Consider the following 16,250-nt stretch of genomic DNA (forward strand, 5'->3'; position numbering starts at 1 on the left):
GACCCGCCCGGGTGGCTAATCGGGGCGCACGGCGGCCAGCGAGATGTCGCCGCCGTAGTGGGCCGACACCCGCGGGTCCATCACCCGCCGCCACCACGGCGGACACCATGCGAGCAGCAGCATGCTGCCGTAGCCGGTGGGCAGTTGCGGGGCCTGATCCGAGGGCTGCAGGGTCTGGTAACGCTTGTGCGGATTGGCGTGATGGTCGGAGTGCCGCTGCAGGTGATAGAGGAAGACGTTGGCCATCAGCGTGTTGCTGTTCCAGCTGTGCCGTTGCCCGACCCGCTCGTAGCGCCCGTCGGCGGTGCGCTGCCGGCGCAGGCCGTAGTGCTCCAGGTAGTTGACGGTTTCCAGCAGGCAGATGCCGATGAGCGCCTGGCCGATGAGCCACGGGGTGATGGTCACGCCGAACCACACGATCAGGCCGGCGAACAATCCCAGCGTCAGCAGCCAGGCGTTCAGGATGTCGTTGGACAGCGACCAGCGGGACTTGCCTGCCCGGGCCAGTCGCGCGGATTCCAACTGCCATGCCGAGCGCAGACCGCCGATGACCGAACGCGGGATGAACTGGTAGACGCTCTCGCCGAATCGTGCGCTTGCCGGATCTTCCGGGGTGGCCACCCGTAGATGGTGTCCGCGATTGTGCTCGACGAAGAAATGGCCGTATCCAGTTTGCGCAAGCGCGACCTTGCTGAGGCGCTTTTCGAGCTTCGCGCGCCTGTGACCCAATTCATGGGCGGCGTTGATCGCGATTCCACCCACAATTCCGACCGTGACCATCAACCCGGCCTTGTCGGCGACCGACATGGTGAGCCATCCGCCGCCGGCCCACAGCCAGCAGGCGAAGATGAGGAACAGGTACTGGTTGGGCAGGTAGAGAATGTTGACCCAGCGATAGAAGGGGTCGTTGTCCAATTGTTCCAGCGCGTTGTCGGCGACGTATTCGTCATCGGTGCCAATTAGCTGGTCAACTATGGGAATGACGAGGAAAGCCATGATCGGGCCGATCCACCAGAACACCTGCCAACCGGTGAGCTGGACCAGGAGCCAGGCCAGTCCGACCTGCGCGGGAACGACGGCGCCCAACACCCACAGATACCGTTTCACGTCCCGCCACCTGGGCGTTCCGCCGGTCTGTGCGTCGACCACTTCGTATCCTTGCCAGTAGGGAGGGTGAACCGGTTCCAATCGCCTATTTAACCTGGTTCGCAGAGCTGTGCAAACACGGAGCCATAACGAATGAGGATTTTGCTGTGAGGTTGGCGCGACTGTGCTGCAAACACGACTGACACGACGACGTTTCCTGGGGGCCGCCGTCGGCCTGGCGGCCGGCGCCGGTGCCGCGGCGGCCTGTCAGGCGACAGGTTCGCAGGATCGTCCCGCCGACCGGCCATATCACCAGGCCATCGTCGTCGGCAGCGGGTACGGCGGCGGGGTCAGTGCGCTGCGCCTCGGCGAGGCCGGGGTCGACACGCTGATCCTGGAGCGCGGACGGCTGTGGGACACCCCCGACGAGGACGGCAAACGCTTCTCCAAGATGTTGCCCGCCGACACCCGGGCGGGGTGGTTCCGCGATGTGCCGCCGAGCCTGGTGCCGTCCTTCCGCGGTGTGTCGGTCAACGCGGTGGCCGCTCAGAACCCGGGGTCCCAGCCCATCCAGGCCGGCATCTGCGACAAGGTCACCTACGGCGCGCATGACGTCTTCCGCGGTATCGCGGTCGGCGGCGGGTCGATGGTGAACGCGGCGATCGCCGCGATACCGACACCGGATCAGGTCCGGGTGGCGTTCCCGGACATCGATCCGAACGAGTTCCTGGGCACCTACGTCGAGCGCGCCAAGGCTGCGCTGAAGATCAGCTATCGCGATATGGGCTGGTTCGAGCAGACCCCGTACTTCCAGTACGCCCGGGTCGGCCGGCAGTATGCCGAGGCCGCCGGCTACGGCGTCGACTACAACGGCAGCGCGTACTCCTTCGACTACATGATGCAAGAAGCGGCCGGGCAGGTGCCGCTGTCGGCGCTGGACTGGGAATGCCAGTACGGCAACAACCACGGCCGGTTCGGCAGCGTCGATGAGACCTATATCGCCGCGGCGCTGGCCACCGGGAAGGTGACGCTGCGGTCGCTGACCGAGGTGACCGGCATCCGGCGCGAGCCCTCCGGCGAGTATGTGGTGTCGACCCGTGAGATCGACCGCTGGGGTAAGGAGTTGTCGCGAGGCGAGATCGGTTGTGAGCAGCTGTATCTGGCCGCCGGTGTGCTGGGCACGCTGGAGTTGTTGTTGCGGGCCCGCGAGAACGGGGACCTCGCGGATCTGCACGACGAGGTCGGCAACGGTTACGGCAACAACGGTGACATCATGGTCGCGCACAACACTGCCGAGGCGAATCCGGTGGGCACCCAGCAGTCGCTGCTGGGCATGATCAACCTCGACGGCCGCGCCGATCCGGACAATCCGGTGTACGCCAGTATGTTCTCCCTGCCGCTGCCCATCGAGACCAACGCGCTGGGCTACTACGCCATGGTGCGCACCGGTGACCGCGCGGTGATCAGCTATGACCGCGCATCCGATGCCATCTCCATCGACTGGCCGCAGAGTCACACCGACCATCTGATCGAGCGGGCCCGGCTGGTCTTCGACCGGGTGACCGGTGCCAACGGGGTGGACTACCGCGATGACCTGTTCGAAGGAAAGGCCTTTGCGCCCAACACCGTTCATCCGCTCGGCGGATGTGTCCGCGGTGTGGCGACCGATGCATTCGGTCGCGTCAACGGATACGAGAACCTCTACGTCAACGATGCCTCGCTGATCCCGGGCTATATCGGCTGTAATCCGTACATGACGATCACCGCACTGGCCGAGCGCAATATCGAGGCGATCCTGCAGGGCAGGCGCTAAGCCGGTTCGCCGAGCAGGTTGGCCAGACCCGCCAGCGCCACGTCGACCACGGTGTCCAGCCGGGCCTGCTCGACCCCGGCTGCGGCATCCACCGCAAGGCCCTGCCCGATCGTCACGGCGTAGCGGGCCAGGCTCTCGGCATCGCGGCCCGGCGCGAGCTCGGTGCGCGAAAGCGCTTCGGCCACGGCAATTTCGATATCGCGACGGTAGTCGGCCAGCAGTTGCGGGATGCGTGCGTTGTTCGGGCCGCAGGCCAGCCCGCCCTGGATCGACAGGCATCCGGGAACATCGCGGGCCCGCACGGTGGCGGCGGTGGTGCGCAGGTAGGACTCCAGGACGCCGTAGGCGCTGGGATGCGCCAGGATCGTGGCCAACTCGGCGAAATAGGTGCGCCGGTAGCGCTGCAGCGCACGCATGAACAGCTGCTCCTTGCTGCCGAACGTCGCGTACAGGCTCGGTTTGTTGATGCCCATCGATCCGGTGAGCTCGGCCATCGACGCACCCTCGTAGCCCAGGCGCCAGAACACGTCGGTGGCCGCGGCCAGGGCGCCGTCCTCGTCGAACGCGCGCGGCCGGCCGCCGGGGTGTCGATGCCTTGCGTCCATGGGCGCGATCCTAGACCCGCCACCGCCGTCTGTACCGATCGGTACACAACTGGTAGGTTCGGTCGCGCAACCGATCGGTACAAAACTGGAGGATCAGATGGGGTCGTTGGCAGGGAAAACAGCACTGGTCACGGGAGCGACATCGGGAATCGGTCTGGCCGCGGCGCAGGCACTGGCCCACGAGGGTGCCTATGTGTTCCTGGTGGGCCGGCGCCAGGACGCACTCGACGCCGCCGCCGACAGCATCGGCGCAGATCACGCCACCGCCATCCGCGCCGATGTCACCATGGGGCCCGATCTGGACCGGGTGGTCTCGACCGTCGAGGCGAGCGGCCGTCGGCTCGACATCGTGTTCGCCAACGCCGGTATCGCCGAGGTGGCCGGACTCGGCGACATCACCTGGCAGCACTACGCCGAGACGTTCAACACCAACGTCGGCGGGATCATCTTGACGGTGCAGGCCGTGCTGCCGCTGCTCGACGCGGGTGCCTCGGTGATCCTGTGCGGATCCGCCGGTGACGTGAAGGCGTCCCCGGGGATGAGCGTCTACGCCGCGTCCAAGACCGCGATTCGATCCCTGGCCCGCAGTTGGGCCGCCGAACTGGTCGAGCGCGATATCCGCGTCAACGTCGTGGCGCCCGGACTGACCCAGACACCGGGACTGGCCGGTCTTTTCGCCGGCGCCGACGAGGCCCTCGACGACCTCACGGCCACGGTGCCGATGAAGCGCCGGGCCCGCCCGGAGGAGATCGGCCGGGTGATCACCTTCCTGGCCTCCGACGCCAGTTCGTTCATGACCGGGTCGGAGGTCTACGTCGACGGCGGCGCCAGTCAGTTCTGATCAGCTGGGCCGCCCGCTAGCTCGGCCGCAGCGGCGCCGGGCTCCACAACCCGCTGCGGGTCGCGGTGCCCAGCTCCAGCTCGGCCGGCTTGGCGTCCGGGTAGAACTGCCGCAGCTGCTGCAGTGAACCCCAGTCGCGGAACCAGTCGTCCTTCAGATAGGTCGGCACCGGCGTGGCGCGCAGCAGCAGTTCGGTGATGCCCAGCGGGCCGCCACCCAGGTAGTCCATCACCGGCGAGTTGGCTTCCGCGCCAAAGCGATCCGGCAGGATGCGCCACTTGGGCACCTCGGTGACGCCGTTGTTGTGGAAGAACGGGCGCTGACACGGGAAGGCCAGGCCCACCAGCCAGTCCAGCATCACCGGATCGCTGGAGCCCACGACGTCCTGCAGCGTGCTCAGCTCCGGGATACGGGGCGGGGTGACGGCGATCCAGTGTTGCGGCGACAGATCGTCATCGGTGGCCACCAGGCGCACCTGGGTCGCCTCGTCGGGGATCGACGACATCGGGACCCGCAGATTGCGCCAGGCCGGGACCGCGCCCACATCGGCGAAACCGACTGTGCCGCCGGGCTCTGCGCTCGCGGCCTGCTCGTCGGTGGCCCACTGCACCACCACCTCGCCCCCGTCGAAGCGGCCTGCGGCGGACACCACCAGCAGCGGTCCACGCTCATCGCGCGGCGGCAGGGCATACCACGCCGAGCGCAGCTTGGCCGGTTGTTGCGCGCCGGAGCGCCAGCTACCGAGCACCGGTGTGCGGCGCGGATCCAGGTTGTAGGGCAGTCGCGCCTGGGAGCCGTTCACCCCGGCCGCGGCGGTGGTGCCGCCCTCGGTGCCCGGTTCGCTGCCGGTCTCGTCGCTGCCCTCGGAGTCGGCGAAATTGCTGTCGCCGGGCTGCTCCATCACCGGATCGGCCTCGATATCGGCCGGGATGCCGTTGGGGCGGAAGTTGTCCGCGGTCACCGCGCCCAGTGCCTGTCCGATCGGCGCGCCGATCGGGGTGAGCATGCCGACGTTGGGATCCTGTTCGACCAGCACATCGGTGGCCAGCCCACAGCCCTTGCCCGTCAACGCTTCCAGGTTCGAGCGGCCGACCGTCCAGGCCGGGTACTGGATCACCACGGCGATGGTCAGCGATACCACCTGGAACAGCACCACCGCCCAGGAGACGACGGCCAGCGGTGCCGCGGTGAACCTCGTCCACGGCCGGTCCGGGGCGGGGCGACCGGAGAAGTGCAACCAGGCGGCGACCAGCAGGGCGACGGCCGCGAGTCCGAGCAGGATGGTGGTGAACCCGAAACTGAACTCCGGGAACTCGTTCGACCACGGCACAGCGAAATTCGAGACGTACCACCAGCCGTTGACGGTGGCGAACGACAGCGCCGTCATGAACAGGATCACCGCGGTGACGATGGTGCGGTTGCGTTTCGACCGCATGGCCGCGGCGGCGATGGCCACGGCGGCCAGCGCGCCGATGGAGCCGGCCAGGCCCGCGAAGACCCCGAAGTGGTGCGTCCACTTGGTGGGGGTGAACATCAGCGACAGGAACGAGATGACGGTGATGCCGATCATCCGCTGCGCGGGGCCGATGGCCGTCCCCGGGATGCGTCCCTTGCGCAACGTCATGGCGATCGAAACGGCAAGGGCGAGCAGCAGTGTCAGCACCGCGAACCGGCGCGCCACCGAACCGTCCGGGCTGGTGGTGAACAGCCGCGAGTACCGGATGTGCTCGTCGAACCAGGCCAGGCTGGGACCGACCGTGGACTTGAACGAGCTGGCCTGCAGTTCACTGACCAGCGTCTGGTCGCGGAAGATCAGGAAGATCGTCACGGTGCCGGCCGCCGCGATGGGCGCCAGCAGCGCGAGATAGCCAAACCGGGAGACATGTGCGGCCACGATGGTTTTCAGCGGGCCGATGGCCACCAGTAGGGCGCCGACGGCGGCGATACCGGTGGGCCCGGAGAACAGCGTCAGCGCACCGATGATGATGGCGACGGCGACCGGCAGCAGGCGGCTGGTGGCCACTCCGCGCTCCACCGAGCACCAGGTCAGCAGGATGCCCACGGCGATGATCGGTTCCGGGCGCAGACCGTTGTTCAGCGGCAGCCAGAACGCCAGGAACATCGCGGCCGCGGTCCAGGCCGCGGGCCTGCTGTTCTTGACCGCGGCGCCGAGGCGGGGGATGACCTCGCGGCTGATGATCCACCAACAGGCCAGGCCCATCAGCAGGGTGGGCAGGCGGACCCACACGCTGGCGGTCGACACGTGCGTCCACAGCGCCAGCAGGTCGTAGTACCAGCCGAACGGCGCTTCCGGGGTGCCGAACCAGCGGTAGTAGTTGGCCATGTAGCCGGCGTGCTCGGACACCCGGGCCATGGTCAGGATGTAACCGTCGTCGGCGGTGTTGGCGCCGACCAGATGCCACCACACCAGCAGGGCCGAGACCAGCACGTCGAGTTTGGTGATCGACCACCAGCGCTGCGGCAGGAAGCGGCGGTGCCGCATGCCGTCGGCCACGTCGAGGCGGTGCAGCGCGACCAGCGAGGCGATCGTCATCAGTACGCCGAGGGCCATCACCAGGGTCTTGAGCAGCGTCGGGGAGCTGCTGTACCGGGTGTCGATGGTGGCCGAGAACTCGAGCCCCGGCGGGGCGGGACCGGCGAGGTCGGTGAACACGCCGACGATCTGCGGCCGGAAGTCGTAGCCACCGCGCTCACCGCGCAGCGGTTCGCCCGGATCCGCATCATCGGTGCCCTGCTGCAGGCCGACGAATTCACCGGTCACCTTGTCGGCATGTGCGGTGGAGGTCAGCTCCTGGCAGGCAGGGCTGAGCACCTCATCCAGCGGTGCGCTGACCACCGGGGTGTTGCGCACGATGACCAGTAGCTCGTTGTTCACCCGCTCGATCAGCAGGCCGCGGTCGACGGCCTTGGGGGCCTGCTTGGGCACCGTGGACAGCAGGACGGTACGGCCGCCGGTGAGATCGGCCGCCGCGCTGCACGGGATGGTGATTTTCAGGTCGGTGGCGACGTAGCCGATCAGGGGCGCGTCGACGCTGTCCAGCGTGCCGTTCTGCGGCCAGTTCAGGGTCGCGGTGGTCTGGTTGACCGGCAGGATCGGGGTGGCGATCGCGAGCAGGGTGCCGAGCAGTCCGGCGACGATGGCGACCAGTCTGGCGGTGCGGTGATTGGTCGCCGTGTCGTTCACGGAGCTAGATGCTAGTTGTCCGGGCATCAACCACCCGCTTGCGGTTTCCGGATGGCCAGCACGAACGGCCCCTCGGTGGTCACGTCCCAGCGCTCGTCATCGAAGATCGCCGGGTCCAGTGACACCTGGTAGCGGCGCACGTTGGGCTGGTTGGGGTAGACGTCGGCGGCCAACCGCAAGGTGTAGCTGTCCGGCCCGCCGCGGCGCATCACGAAGACCGTCGGCGCCGGCCAGGGCAGCTGGTCCAGGGCGGTGGCGAACTGATCGGGCGTGGTCAGCAACGCCCAGCTCTCGATGGCCGCCGAGCGCGCCTCGAACTGCGCCAACGGGTTGGCATAGTGCGAGGTGAGCCCCTGAAATCCGTAGTAGGGATAGAACGACAGGAAGCTGTAGTCGGCGGTCAGCACCACGGTCTCGTGGCGCGGGCGGCCGGTGACCTCCAGGATGCGCTGGTCCAGGGCGCGGTAGTACTGCTCGGCACCGGGCGGTCGACGGTCGGCGCGCTCGCCGTAACCGTCGGTGTCGGTGTAGGCGACGTTGATATCGGTGCGCAGCACATCGGGGATGTCCTGGCTGAACGTCAGGCCGCCGATCAGGCCGATGGTGGCGGCGACGGCGACGACGTGCCGGCCCGGGTGTTGCCAGCGGGCGACGGCCACCTGGGTCAGCCAGACGAAACCGAAGGTGCCCGCCGCGGCGAGCAGCACCGACAGCGTGGGCTGCAGCCGGAAGGACAGCAGTGTGGTGCCGACCAGCGTGGTCAGCATCGACAGCAGCGACCAGGCGTAGACGGCCAGCACGCCGACGGCCAAAGCCCCGGCGCGGGTGGAGCTGCGCGCGTGCACGACCAGCCAGATGGTGCCCAGCATGCAGAGCGAGCCCAGCAGGGTGAAGTCCAGCATCGGGAACGTCAGTTCCGCACCGTCGATGGGCAGGTAGTGCTGCGCGGTGCCGGTATCCGCCGGTGTGCCGGTGGCGGCGGCCAGCAGATATGGCGCCCAGGTCAGCAACGCCAGCGCCCCGGAGATGACGGCGATGACGGCCAACCCGATCAGCGGCGCGATGCTGCGCCTCGTGAGCGCGAGCAGCAGCGCCATGATGGTGATGGTGAAGGCGGCGTAGCCCAACAGCAGGGTGTAGAACAGCGCGGCCAACCCGAGGAACAGCCCGACGCCGACGATGGCGCCCCAGGCTTGGCGCCTGAGTCCCGACCAGGCCAGTACGAAGACCGGCGGCAGCAGCACGGTGATGACGGCGGCGTACGGTTCGGCCGACGTGTAGGCCAGGGTGACCGCGGCGGTGGCCGTGGTGACCGCCAGCGCGATCTCGAAGCGCACCATGGCCGTCCACAGCACCAGCGCCACGGCGACCGCCGCGGTGATGGAGATGATGGCCCACGGCTTGAACATCTCCCAGGCCGGCATGCCGGTCAGGTCGGCCAGTCGGCCGCCGATCCAGAACCAGCCCGCCGGATAGAACGGTGGCAGACCGATATAGGTCATATCGTGCAGCGCCGGGGTGTCGGCCAGCCGGGTCAGGTACTCGGTGCGGAACTGCTGGTCCACCGAGATCCCGAACAGGTACAGCCGGGTGGCGCCCAGCGGCATGGCCAGGGTCGCCACCGCGAACGCGGACAGAAACACCACCGACATCGCCCGCGCCAGCAGCCGGCGACCGCGACGCCACAGCATGCCGGAGGCGAAAACTCCAGCCAGGCAGCCGAATTGGCCGACGGTGGTCAGCGCATGCAGCTGGTTGGAGGAGTTGTACGCCGGCCATTCGACGCGGGCGATCGCCAGCAGTGCGACGACGGCGATCGCCGCGGCCGTGACGGCTGCGGCCAGCATCTGGCCGGATACGGCCAGAGCGGTCTTGTTCATCGCCCGGGTCGCTTCGCTCCTGCCCACCGTATTCAGAGCGGAAGCTTGCGGAAGATCGGCCGCGGGATGTGGCGCATGACGGCCATCAGATACTTCACCGGGCCCGGCGCCCAGATCAGCTCCTTACCCTTGGCCGCCGAGGCGACCGCCAGTTCGGCGACGTCCTCCTTGTCGACGGTGAAGGGGGCTTCCTTGGCGCCGGTGGCCTTCCAGTGCTCCAGCGTGGTGGTGGTGCGGACCTGCCCGGGGCGGATGACCAGGACGTGAACGCCGAACTCGCGCAGCGCCTCGCCCAGTCCGAGGTAGAAGCCGTCCAGACCGGCCTTGGTGGAGCCGTAGACGAAGTTCGAGCGGCGCACCCGCTCACCGGCCACCGAGGACATCGCGATGATCTGACCGAAGCCCTGGGCGCGCATCTTCTCGCCGATCAGCACCCCGACCGACACCGCTGCGGTGTAGTTGATCTGGGCGCTCAGCACGGCCTTGGCCTGGTTCTGCCACAGCTCTTCGGCGTCGCCGAGGATGCCGAACGCGACGATCGCGACGTCGACATCGCCGTCGGCCCAGGCGGCGTCGATCACCGCGGGGTGGCCGGCGGTGTCGAGTGCGTCGAAGTCCAGGTACTGCACCGACTTGGCGCCGGCGGCCTCCAGTTGCGCGATGGCGGCCGCCTTGCGCGGCGAATCGGGCAGGTCGGCCAGGATCACCCGGGCCTTCGCGTCGCGCAGGTAGCGCTCGACGATCGCCAGGCCGATCTCGGAGGTGCCGCCCAGCAGCAGGATCGTCTGGGGGTTACCGGTCGCGTCAATCATGTAGGGGTAGTGCCTTTCTAGAGCAGCTCGAGCCGGCGGGCCATATCGGAGGCGAACACGCCGTGCGGATCCGCCTTGCGGCGGGTGGCGATCCATTCGTCGATGCGCGGATACATCCTGTGGAACTTCTCGGCGCTGACCCGGGAGTCCTTGGCGGTGTACACCCGGCCGCCGAATTCCATTGCGCGGTCGTCGAGTTCGTTGAGGAACTCGTTGACGCCGGCCTTGATGGGGAAGTCCATCGCGACGTTCCAGCCGGCCATCGGGAAGCTCAGCGGCGCCCGGTTGCCCGGTCCGAACAGCTTGAACACGTTCAGCGCCGAGTACTGGCCGCTGGTCTGGATCCAGCGGATGATGGCCTTGAACTCGTCGAGCGCGTCCGGTGGCACCAGGAACTGATGCTGCGCGAAACCCTTTGGCCCATAGGCATTGTTCCACCCGCTGACCAGGTCCAGCATGTGGTAGAACTGCGACAGGTTCATGATCTTGCCGCTGTAGGTGCCGCCCAGGCGGTAGTACACCTCGCCTATCGCGGTGAACGACAGCTTGTTCATCGCGCTGACCGGGAAGATGTCGGGCACCTTCAGCAGTTGCGGCGCATCGAATTTCAGCGGGTTCTTTGCCAGCTTGGGCGGCAACTGGTCCAGCTTGGCCAGGCTGCCACGGCTGACCGCGGCGCGACCCAGTTTCGGCGGCGGGCTGATCAGGTCGAACCAGGCGCTGGAGTAGGTGTAGTTGTCCTCGCTGCCGTCGGTGTGCACCGCGATGGTCTCGTCCAGATCGGCGGTGGCCACCCCGTCGGCGATGAAGTAGGCGGTCTCGGTGCGCGTCATGGCGATCCGGGCGCGGATCACGATGCCGGTCAGACCGTTTCCGCCGATGGTGGCCCAGAACAGCTCGCCGGTCTCACCATCCGGGTTCAGCGTGCGCACCTCACCGTCGGCCATCAGCAGGTCCAGGGAGCGCACGTGATTGCCGAAGCTGCCGGCGCTGTGGTGGTTCTTGCCGTGGATGTCCGAGCCGATGGCCCCGCCGACGGTGACCTGGCGGGTGCCCGGCAGCACCGGGACCCACAGCCCGAACGGCAGCGCTGCCTTCATCAGCTGGTCCAGGCTGACGCCGCCATCCACGTCGGCGATCGCGGTCTCCGCCGAGATGGAGTGGATGCGGTTCAGCGGCGTCATGTCGACGACGATGCCGCCGCCGTTGCAGGCGTGGTCGCCGTAGGAGCGGCCGAGGCCGCGGGCGACGATGCCGCGTCGGTACGGGGACGAATCGGTCCCTGGATTTTCTGCGGCGTCGGCGACGCGTTTCACGGCGTCGGCGATGACGTCGACATCGGGGGTCGACAGCACGTGGGCCACGCTCGGCGCGGTGCGGCCGAAGCCGGTCAGGGCGCGCGGAACGAGGGGGAGTTCGGTAGTCATGTCAGTGCCAAAGGGTACCGCTCGGGGTCAGCGCAGCCGGAATATCACGGTGCGCTGCACCACGAAATTGATCACCGTCGCGGTGCCCTGGGCGATGACGAAGGCCACCGGCACCTGCCAGGATTCGCCGGCGAACTGCAGGTAGAACAGGTAGTTGATGCCGACCTGAACGGCGTAGGTCAGGGCGTAGAGCGCCATCACCGCGATGAAACGCGCCTTGCTGGGTTCGGCCTTGAAGGTCCAGCGCCGGTTGATCAGGTAGGCGGTGGTGGTCCCGGCGATGAAGCTCAGCGTCTTGGCCACGTTGACGTGCAGGCCGACCTCGAGCAGCAGCACATAGAGGCCGAAGTCGACGACCGCCGACAGGCCACCGGTGATGATGAACCGCGTCGCCTGCGTCCGCAGGCTCAGGGGTGCGTTGTCCGGGGTCTCGGCCACGCGGGCAGCTTACGGGCAACAATGGGGGCGTGACCGATCTGCTCCAGGAGTGGCTCGCGCTGCTCGGGCGCCACACCACATCGCCGGATACGGGTGCGGTGGGCGCCGCGCTGCTGCGCCGGTGGTCGGAGCCGCATCGCCGCTATCACGATCAGGCGCACCTGCGGGGCGTCCTCGATGCCGCCGATGAACTGGCGGGATACGCCGAGGATCCGGACGCGGTGCGCCTGGCGGCCTGGTACCACGATGCGGTGTACGCGGGCGCGGCCGATGACGAGGAGAACAGCGCGCTGCTGGCCGAGTCCGAGTTGGCGGCGTTGGGGGTGGACGCGGGACTGGTGGGGGAGGTGGCGCGGCTGGTGCGGATGACCGTCGAGCACGACCCGGCACCGGACGATCGCAACGGGCAGGTGCTCTCGGATGCCGACCTGGCGGTGTTGGCCCTGGCGCCCGATGACTACCGCAGCAATACCGCGAAGGTGCGCGCCGAGTACGGCCACGTCTCCGAAGCCGACTTCCGGGCCGGCCGGGCCCGCATCATCGCCGCGCTGTTGTCGGCGCCCTCGCTCTACCGCACCCCGGACGGTCGTCGGCTGTGGGAGGTGGCGGCGCGACGCAACCTCGAATCGGAGTTGGGCACCCTCAACGCCTGAGGCCGGCCAGCACCCGGCACAGCGCGTCGACCGCGGCGGGGAAGGCGTGGTCGGCCGGGGTCCCGAAGCTGATGACGATGCCGTCGGCCTCGTCGAGTTCGGGTCCCGCATCCGGATGACGCAGAATCCGCAGACCGGACAACCCGATACCGGCCTCGGCGGCCCGGCGCATCACCTCGGCCTCGGTGCCGGCGGGCAGGCTCAGCTGCAGGTGCAGGCCCGCCGACAGCCCACGGATGCCGACGTCGAACGGCGCGAGCGCCTCGACCAGCAGATCGCGCCGCCGGCGGTAGGCCATCCGCATCTTCCGGATGTGTTTGTCGTAGGCGCCGGAGGTGATGAAATCCGCCATGGTGAGCTGCAGCAGCGCGTTGACGTAGAACTGCGCCCCGCCGAGGGCCTCGTGCACCCGGTCGACCAGATGCGCGGGCAGCACCATCCAGCCCAGCCGCAACACCGGCGACAGGCTCTTGCTGGCCGAACCGAGGTAGACCACGCGGTCCGGGTCGAGGCCCTGTACCGAACCGATCGGCTGGCGGTCGTATCGGAACTCGCCGTCGTAGTCGTCCTCCAGCAGATAGCCGCCGGTGCGGTGCGCCCAGTCGAGCACCGCGGTGCGCCGGGTCGGATGCAGCGGTACCCCGTGCGGGAAATGGTGTGCCGGGGTCAGCAGCACCGACGTCGCGTCGGTGCGGTCGAGTTCGTCGATCACCGCGCCGTCGTCGTCGACGTTGATCGGCACGGTGGCCGCGCCCTGGGCGATGATGGCCTCGCGGAAGAGGAAGAGCCCGTAGGCCTCGACGGCGATCGGGCCGCCGAGCACCCGGGCCAGGATCTCGACGCCGTGCCGGGTGCCGGCGCAGATCACGATCTCGTCGGGCGTGGTGCGTACCCCGCGGACCCGGCCGAGGTACTCGGTGAGCGCTTCGCGCAGTTCGATGCGGCCCGCCGGATCGCCCGTGCGCAGTGCTTCGGTGGGGGCCGCGGTCAGGGCGCGGCGGGTCGAGGTGAGCCAGGCGCCGCGCGGGAACTGGGAGACGTCCCCGGAGCCGGGCATCAGGTTGTGCGTCGGGGTGCCCGCCACGCCGCGGGGTCGTGCGGGTGGGGCTTTGGTGGGGGAGTTGAGCACCCAGGTGCCCGCCCCCTGGCGCGAGGCCAGCCAGCCCTCGGCCACCAGATCGGCGTAGGCCTCGGCCACGGTGTTGCGGGCCAATCCGAGGTCGGCGGCCAGCGTGCGCGATGGCGGCAGCATGGAACCGGGTGCCAGGCGTCCGGACCGGATGGTGTCCCGCAGGGCTTCGAGCAGGGCGTCGCGGGCACCGCGGGAGCCGGGCGTGATGGCATCCCGCAGGTCCAGGTGCAGATCCCGCGAGCCCGAATTGGCCCATGAAGTCACCTACGGATTGAACCATGTACGCGGGCTTTTGCGGGCTAGCGTTCTCGGTATGACACAGACATTGCAGAACCCCACCGCCATCGACCGCATGAACATCTACAAGGTGTCACCCGAGATCTACGACGGGATGATGAAGCTGTCCAATGCCGCGGCCAAGGACATCGACCCGACCATCGGCGAGCTCATCAAGATTCGCGCCAGCCAGATCAACCACTGCGCGTTCTGCCTGGACATGCACGTCGCGGATGCTCGGGAACAGGGTGAGACCGAGCAGCGGCTCGCACTCATCGCCGCCTGGGAGGAGGCCGGTGATCTGTTCACCGAGCAGGAACGCGCGGCGCTGGAGCTGACCGAGGCGATCACCTCACTGCACGACGGACATGTGCCGGATGCGGTTTACGCCAAGGCCGCCGAGGTGTTCAGCGAGAAGGAACTGGCGCAGGTGATCGCGATGGCCGTCACCATCAATGCATGGAACCGGTTCAACGTCGCGACGCGGATGCCGGCGCCGCGGCGCTGAATCGTCGCCGCTGATCCCCCGTCCACCTAAAAGGGCGGGGGGTTGGCTTCGTAGTGGGCGCGGTTGCGGGCGCGTTCGTGGGCGATGCGGTAGGCGCGGTTCTGCGCGCGGGTGCGGATGCGTTTGGGGGCGGCCAGGTCGCGGTGCGGACTCGGTGGCGGAAGGGTGACCGGGCCCAGTTGGGCCGTGGGAACCACGAATTGGGGGAAGAACAGCGTGCCTTCGGGTTTGGTGGTGTACACCCGCCCGTTGGGGGCGGTGAGGGTGATGGTGCCGTCGGGATGCTGCTGATCGCGCCAATCGTGAAACGTCTTTAGCAGATGGTGAATTCGGCAGTACAACTTGGTGTTCGACGGATGGGTGGGCCCGTAGGGCCACGGGTCCGTGTGGTCGATATCGCAACGCCCCACCGGGATGTCGCAGCCGGTCCAGCGGCACGTCAGATCGCGGCACCCGACGAAATCGGTCAGCGTGCGCGAGGGCTGATAGCCGCACTCGGCGCTCAGATCGGCCGGGTCGGCGACGGGCCGGATGACCGCATACGGGAGTAGGTCGCGCAGCTGTTCGGCGGTGATCGGGCCGTAGCCGGGAATGAGTGCCGGCCGCGGTGGCTTCGGGGCCGGCGCAGCTGGTTCGTCGGTCTGGGTGGTTGCGCCCTCGACGGTCTCCTGCTCGGCGATCACATGGATCACGAACTGGCCGGTGGGCACCTCGTTGCCGGCGGCCGGGCAGTCCGCCCGCCCGCACAGGCACGCGATACTCGCGGCGTCCAGGGCGTCGACGGCGTCGGCGCGCCGCTCGGCATGGGTGCGCGGATCATCGGGGCAGGTGGTGCGCGCCAGTGCGTCCAACCGCTGATCGAAGATCGCGCCCTTGGCGGCATCCACGTGACCGTGGATCTCGACCAGGCCGTCCCCGACCGGCTCGACGGTGATCCCACGACGGCGGCGGGCTTCGCGCGCCCGGCGCACCGCTTCGGGATCAACATCGAGGATCATCCAGTCGATGCGTTCGGCGATGCGCTCATCCGACAGCGAGTTCCAGCTCGGCGCGGCCGAAGCCAGTTGGGCGTCCAGGACGGCCATGATGTCCGGATCGGTGATCAGCGCCGTCCGGTGCAAAATGACCCGCAGCACCCGCAGATCCACCAGGCCCTGGGCGAAGACCTCACGAAACTCCGGCAATCGGGTGATCAGGTCACGGCCCTGCGTGATCAGGGTGCACGCCCGGCCCCGGCTGATCCCCAGCTCGGCACCCAGTTCCGCGGCAGCCAGCTCCCAATCATCGACGATCATGTCCTCATAGGCATGACCCAACTCGGCCATCCGCGCCAGGGCGAACCGCCCGGCCTCGATGATCTTGCCCGCCACCGCCCGACGCTCGGCAGCCAACAGATCCCGCGCAGCATCGAGATGCGACCCCACATCCCGACCATCGAACATACGTGCGATTATGCCAGCCGGCTGTGACAATTCGATCTGTGATGTATCAGGACATCGGTGACAGTTGATGTATCAGGACATCGGTGACGGTTATCGGGGTTTGGGGCGTGGGCCGCGTGGTTGTCCGTTGCC

The 16,250-nt window shown here is 68.2% G+C and carries 13 protein-coding genes; 4 read left to right on the forward strand and 9 right to left on the reverse strand.

Annotated features, from left to right (window positions below; translation table 11 throughout):
* Nucleotides 1-15: 15 nt before the first annotated feature.
* Nucleotides 16-1,149, reverse strand: a complete 1,134-nt coding sequence (locus ACWDUN_RS26030) for an alkane 1-monooxygenase (RefSeq protein WP_449933227.1) — start codon at nt 1,147-1,149, stop codon at nt 16-18.
* A 121-nt stretch (nt 1,150-1,270) separates the two neighbouring features.
* Between ACWDUN_RS26030 and ACWDUN_RS26035 the strand changes: the two genes are divergently transcribed.
* A complete protein-coding gene (locus ACWDUN_RS26035; protein ID WP_449933229.1) occupies nt 1,271-2,899 on the forward strand; it encodes a GMC oxidoreductase in 1,629 nt (542 codons plus the stop codon).
* Here ACWDUN_RS26035 and ACWDUN_RS26040 read toward each other — a convergent pair.
* Nucleotides 2,896-3,504 carry a TetR/AcrR family transcriptional regulator gene (locus ACWDUN_RS26040; protein ID WP_449933231.1) on the reverse strand — a complete coding sequence of 203 codons (609 nt, stop codon included), beginning with the start codon at nt 3,502-3,504 and terminating at the stop codon, nt 2,896-2,898. The genes ACWDUN_RS26035 and ACWDUN_RS26040 overlap by 4 nt on opposite strands.
* 97 nt (nt 3,505-3,601) lie before the next feature.
* Here ACWDUN_RS26040 and ACWDUN_RS26045 point away from each other — a divergent pair, with 97 nt between their 5' ends.
* Nucleotides 3,602-4,345 carry an SDR family NAD(P)-dependent oxidoreductase gene (locus ACWDUN_RS26045; RefSeq protein WP_449933233.1) on the forward strand — a complete coding sequence of 248 codons (744 nt, stop codon included), beginning with the start codon at nt 3,602-3,604 and terminating at the stop codon, nt 4,343-4,345.
* A gap of 16 nt (nt 4,346-4,361) precedes the next feature.
* On the opposite strand, the gene ACWDUN_RS26050 is transcribed toward ACWDUN_RS26045, so the two are convergent.
* Genes ACWDUN_RS26050 through ACWDUN_RS26070 form a run of 5 tightly spaced genes read right to left on the reverse strand, consistent with a single transcriptional unit; the run spans nt 4,362 to nt 12,107 of the window.
* Nucleotides 4,362-7,577: an arabinosyltransferase domain-containing protein gene (locus tag ACWDUN_RS26050; protein ID WP_449933235.1), complete on the reverse strand. Its 3,216-nt coding sequence runs from the start codon at nt 7,575-7,577 to the stop codon at nt 4,362-4,364.
* Complete coding sequence (locus ACWDUN_RS26055) at nt 7,577-9,430, reverse strand: galactan 5-O-arabinofuranosyltransferase (RefSeq protein ID WP_449933237.1); 1,854 nt, start codon at nt 9,428-9,430, stop codon at nt 7,577-7,579. Before ACWDUN_RS26055 ends, ACWDUN_RS26050 begins: the two co-directional genes overlap by 1 nt.
* 32 nt (nt 9,431-9,462) lie before the next feature.
* Complete coding sequence (locus ACWDUN_RS26060; protein ID WP_449933239.1) at nt 9,463-10,242, reverse strand: decaprenylphospho-beta-D-erythro-pentofuranosid-2-ulose 2-reductase; 780 nt, start codon at nt 10,240-10,242, stop codon at nt 9,463-9,465.
* Between the two features lie 17 nt (nt 10,243-10,259).
* Nucleotides 10,260-11,669: an FAD-binding protein gene (locus ACWDUN_RS26065; RefSeq protein ID WP_449933240.1), complete on the reverse strand. Its 1,410-nt coding sequence runs from the start codon at nt 11,667-11,669 to the stop codon at nt 10,260-10,262.
* A gap of 27 nt (nt 11,670-11,696) precedes the next feature.
* Nucleotides 11,697-12,107 (reverse strand): GtrA family protein, encoded by a 411-nt coding sequence (locus ACWDUN_RS26070; protein WP_449933242.1) that lies wholly within the window; start codon nt 12,105-12,107, stop codon nt 11,697-11,699.
* A gap of 29 nt (nt 12,108-12,136) precedes the next feature.
* On the opposite strand from ACWDUN_RS26070, the gene ACWDUN_RS26075 reads away from it, so the two are divergent.
* Nucleotides 12,137-12,760, forward strand: a complete 624-nt coding sequence (locus tag ACWDUN_RS26075; RefSeq protein WP_449933244.1) for an HD domain-containing protein — start codon at nt 12,137-12,139, stop codon at nt 12,758-12,760.
* Here the strand turns inward: ACWDUN_RS26075 and pdxR are convergent.
* Nucleotides 12,750-14,156, reverse strand: coding sequence for a MocR-like pyridoxine biosynthesis transcription factor PdxR (gene pdxR, locus ACWDUN_RS26080; protein ID WP_449933246.1), 1,407 nt, complete (start codon nt 14,154-14,156; stop codon nt 12,750-12,752). The genes ACWDUN_RS26075 and pdxR overlap by 11 nt on opposite strands.
* Nucleotides 14,157-14,205: 49 nt before the next feature.
* On the opposite strand from pdxR, the gene ACWDUN_RS26085 reads away from it, so the two are divergent.
* Nucleotides 14,206-14,676: a carboxymuconolactone decarboxylase family protein gene (locus ACWDUN_RS26085; protein WP_449933248.1), complete on the forward strand. Its 471-nt coding sequence runs from the start codon at nt 14,206-14,208 to the stop codon at nt 14,674-14,676.
* A 26-nt stretch (nt 14,677-14,702) separates the two neighbouring features.
* On the opposite strand, the gene ACWDUN_RS26090 is transcribed toward ACWDUN_RS26085, so the two are convergent.
* Nucleotides 14,703-16,118 (reverse strand): DUF222 domain-containing protein, encoded by a 1,416-nt coding sequence (locus ACWDUN_RS26090; protein WP_449933250.1) that lies wholly within the window; start codon nt 16,116-16,118, stop codon nt 14,703-14,705.
* Between the last annotated feature and the right edge of the window lie 132 nt (nt 16,119-16,250).

Source organism: Mycobacterium sp. NPDC003323, from assembly GCF_053589535.1.

Excerpts from the sequence above, each read along its gene's own strand:
- ACWDUN_RS26040 (WP_449933231.1), bottom strand. The coding sequence starts at position 3,504 with ATGGACGCAAGGCATCGACACCCCGGCGGCCGGCCGCGCGCGTTCGAC.
- ACWDUN_RS26045 (WP_449933233.1), top strand. The coding sequence starts at position 3,602 with ATGGGGTCGTTGGCAGGGAAAACAGCACTGGTCACGGGAGCGACATCG.
- ACWDUN_RS26050 (WP_449933235.1), bottom strand. The coding sequence starts at position 7,577 with ATGCCCGGACAACTAGCATCTAGCTCCGTGAACGACACGGCGACCAAT.
- ACWDUN_RS26055 (WP_449933237.1), bottom strand. The coding sequence starts at position 9,430 with ATGAACAAGACCGCTCTGGCCGTATCCGGCCAGATGCTGGCCGCAGCC.
- ACWDUN_RS26060 (WP_449933239.1), bottom strand. The coding sequence starts at position 10,242 with ATGATTGACGCGACCGGTAACCCCCAGACGATCCTGCTGCTGGGCGGC.
- ACWDUN_RS26065 (WP_449933240.1), bottom strand. The coding sequence starts at position 11,669 with ATGACTACCGAACTCCCCCTCGTTCCGCGCGCCCTGACCGGCTTCGGC.
- ACWDUN_RS26085 (WP_449933248.1), top strand. The coding sequence starts at position 14,206 with ATGACACAGACATTGCAGAACCCCACCGCCATCGACCGCATGAACATC.
- ACWDUN_RS26090 (WP_449933250.1), bottom strand. The coding sequence starts at position 16,118 with ATGTTCGATGGTCGGGATGTGGGGTCGCATCTCGATGCTGCGCGGGAT.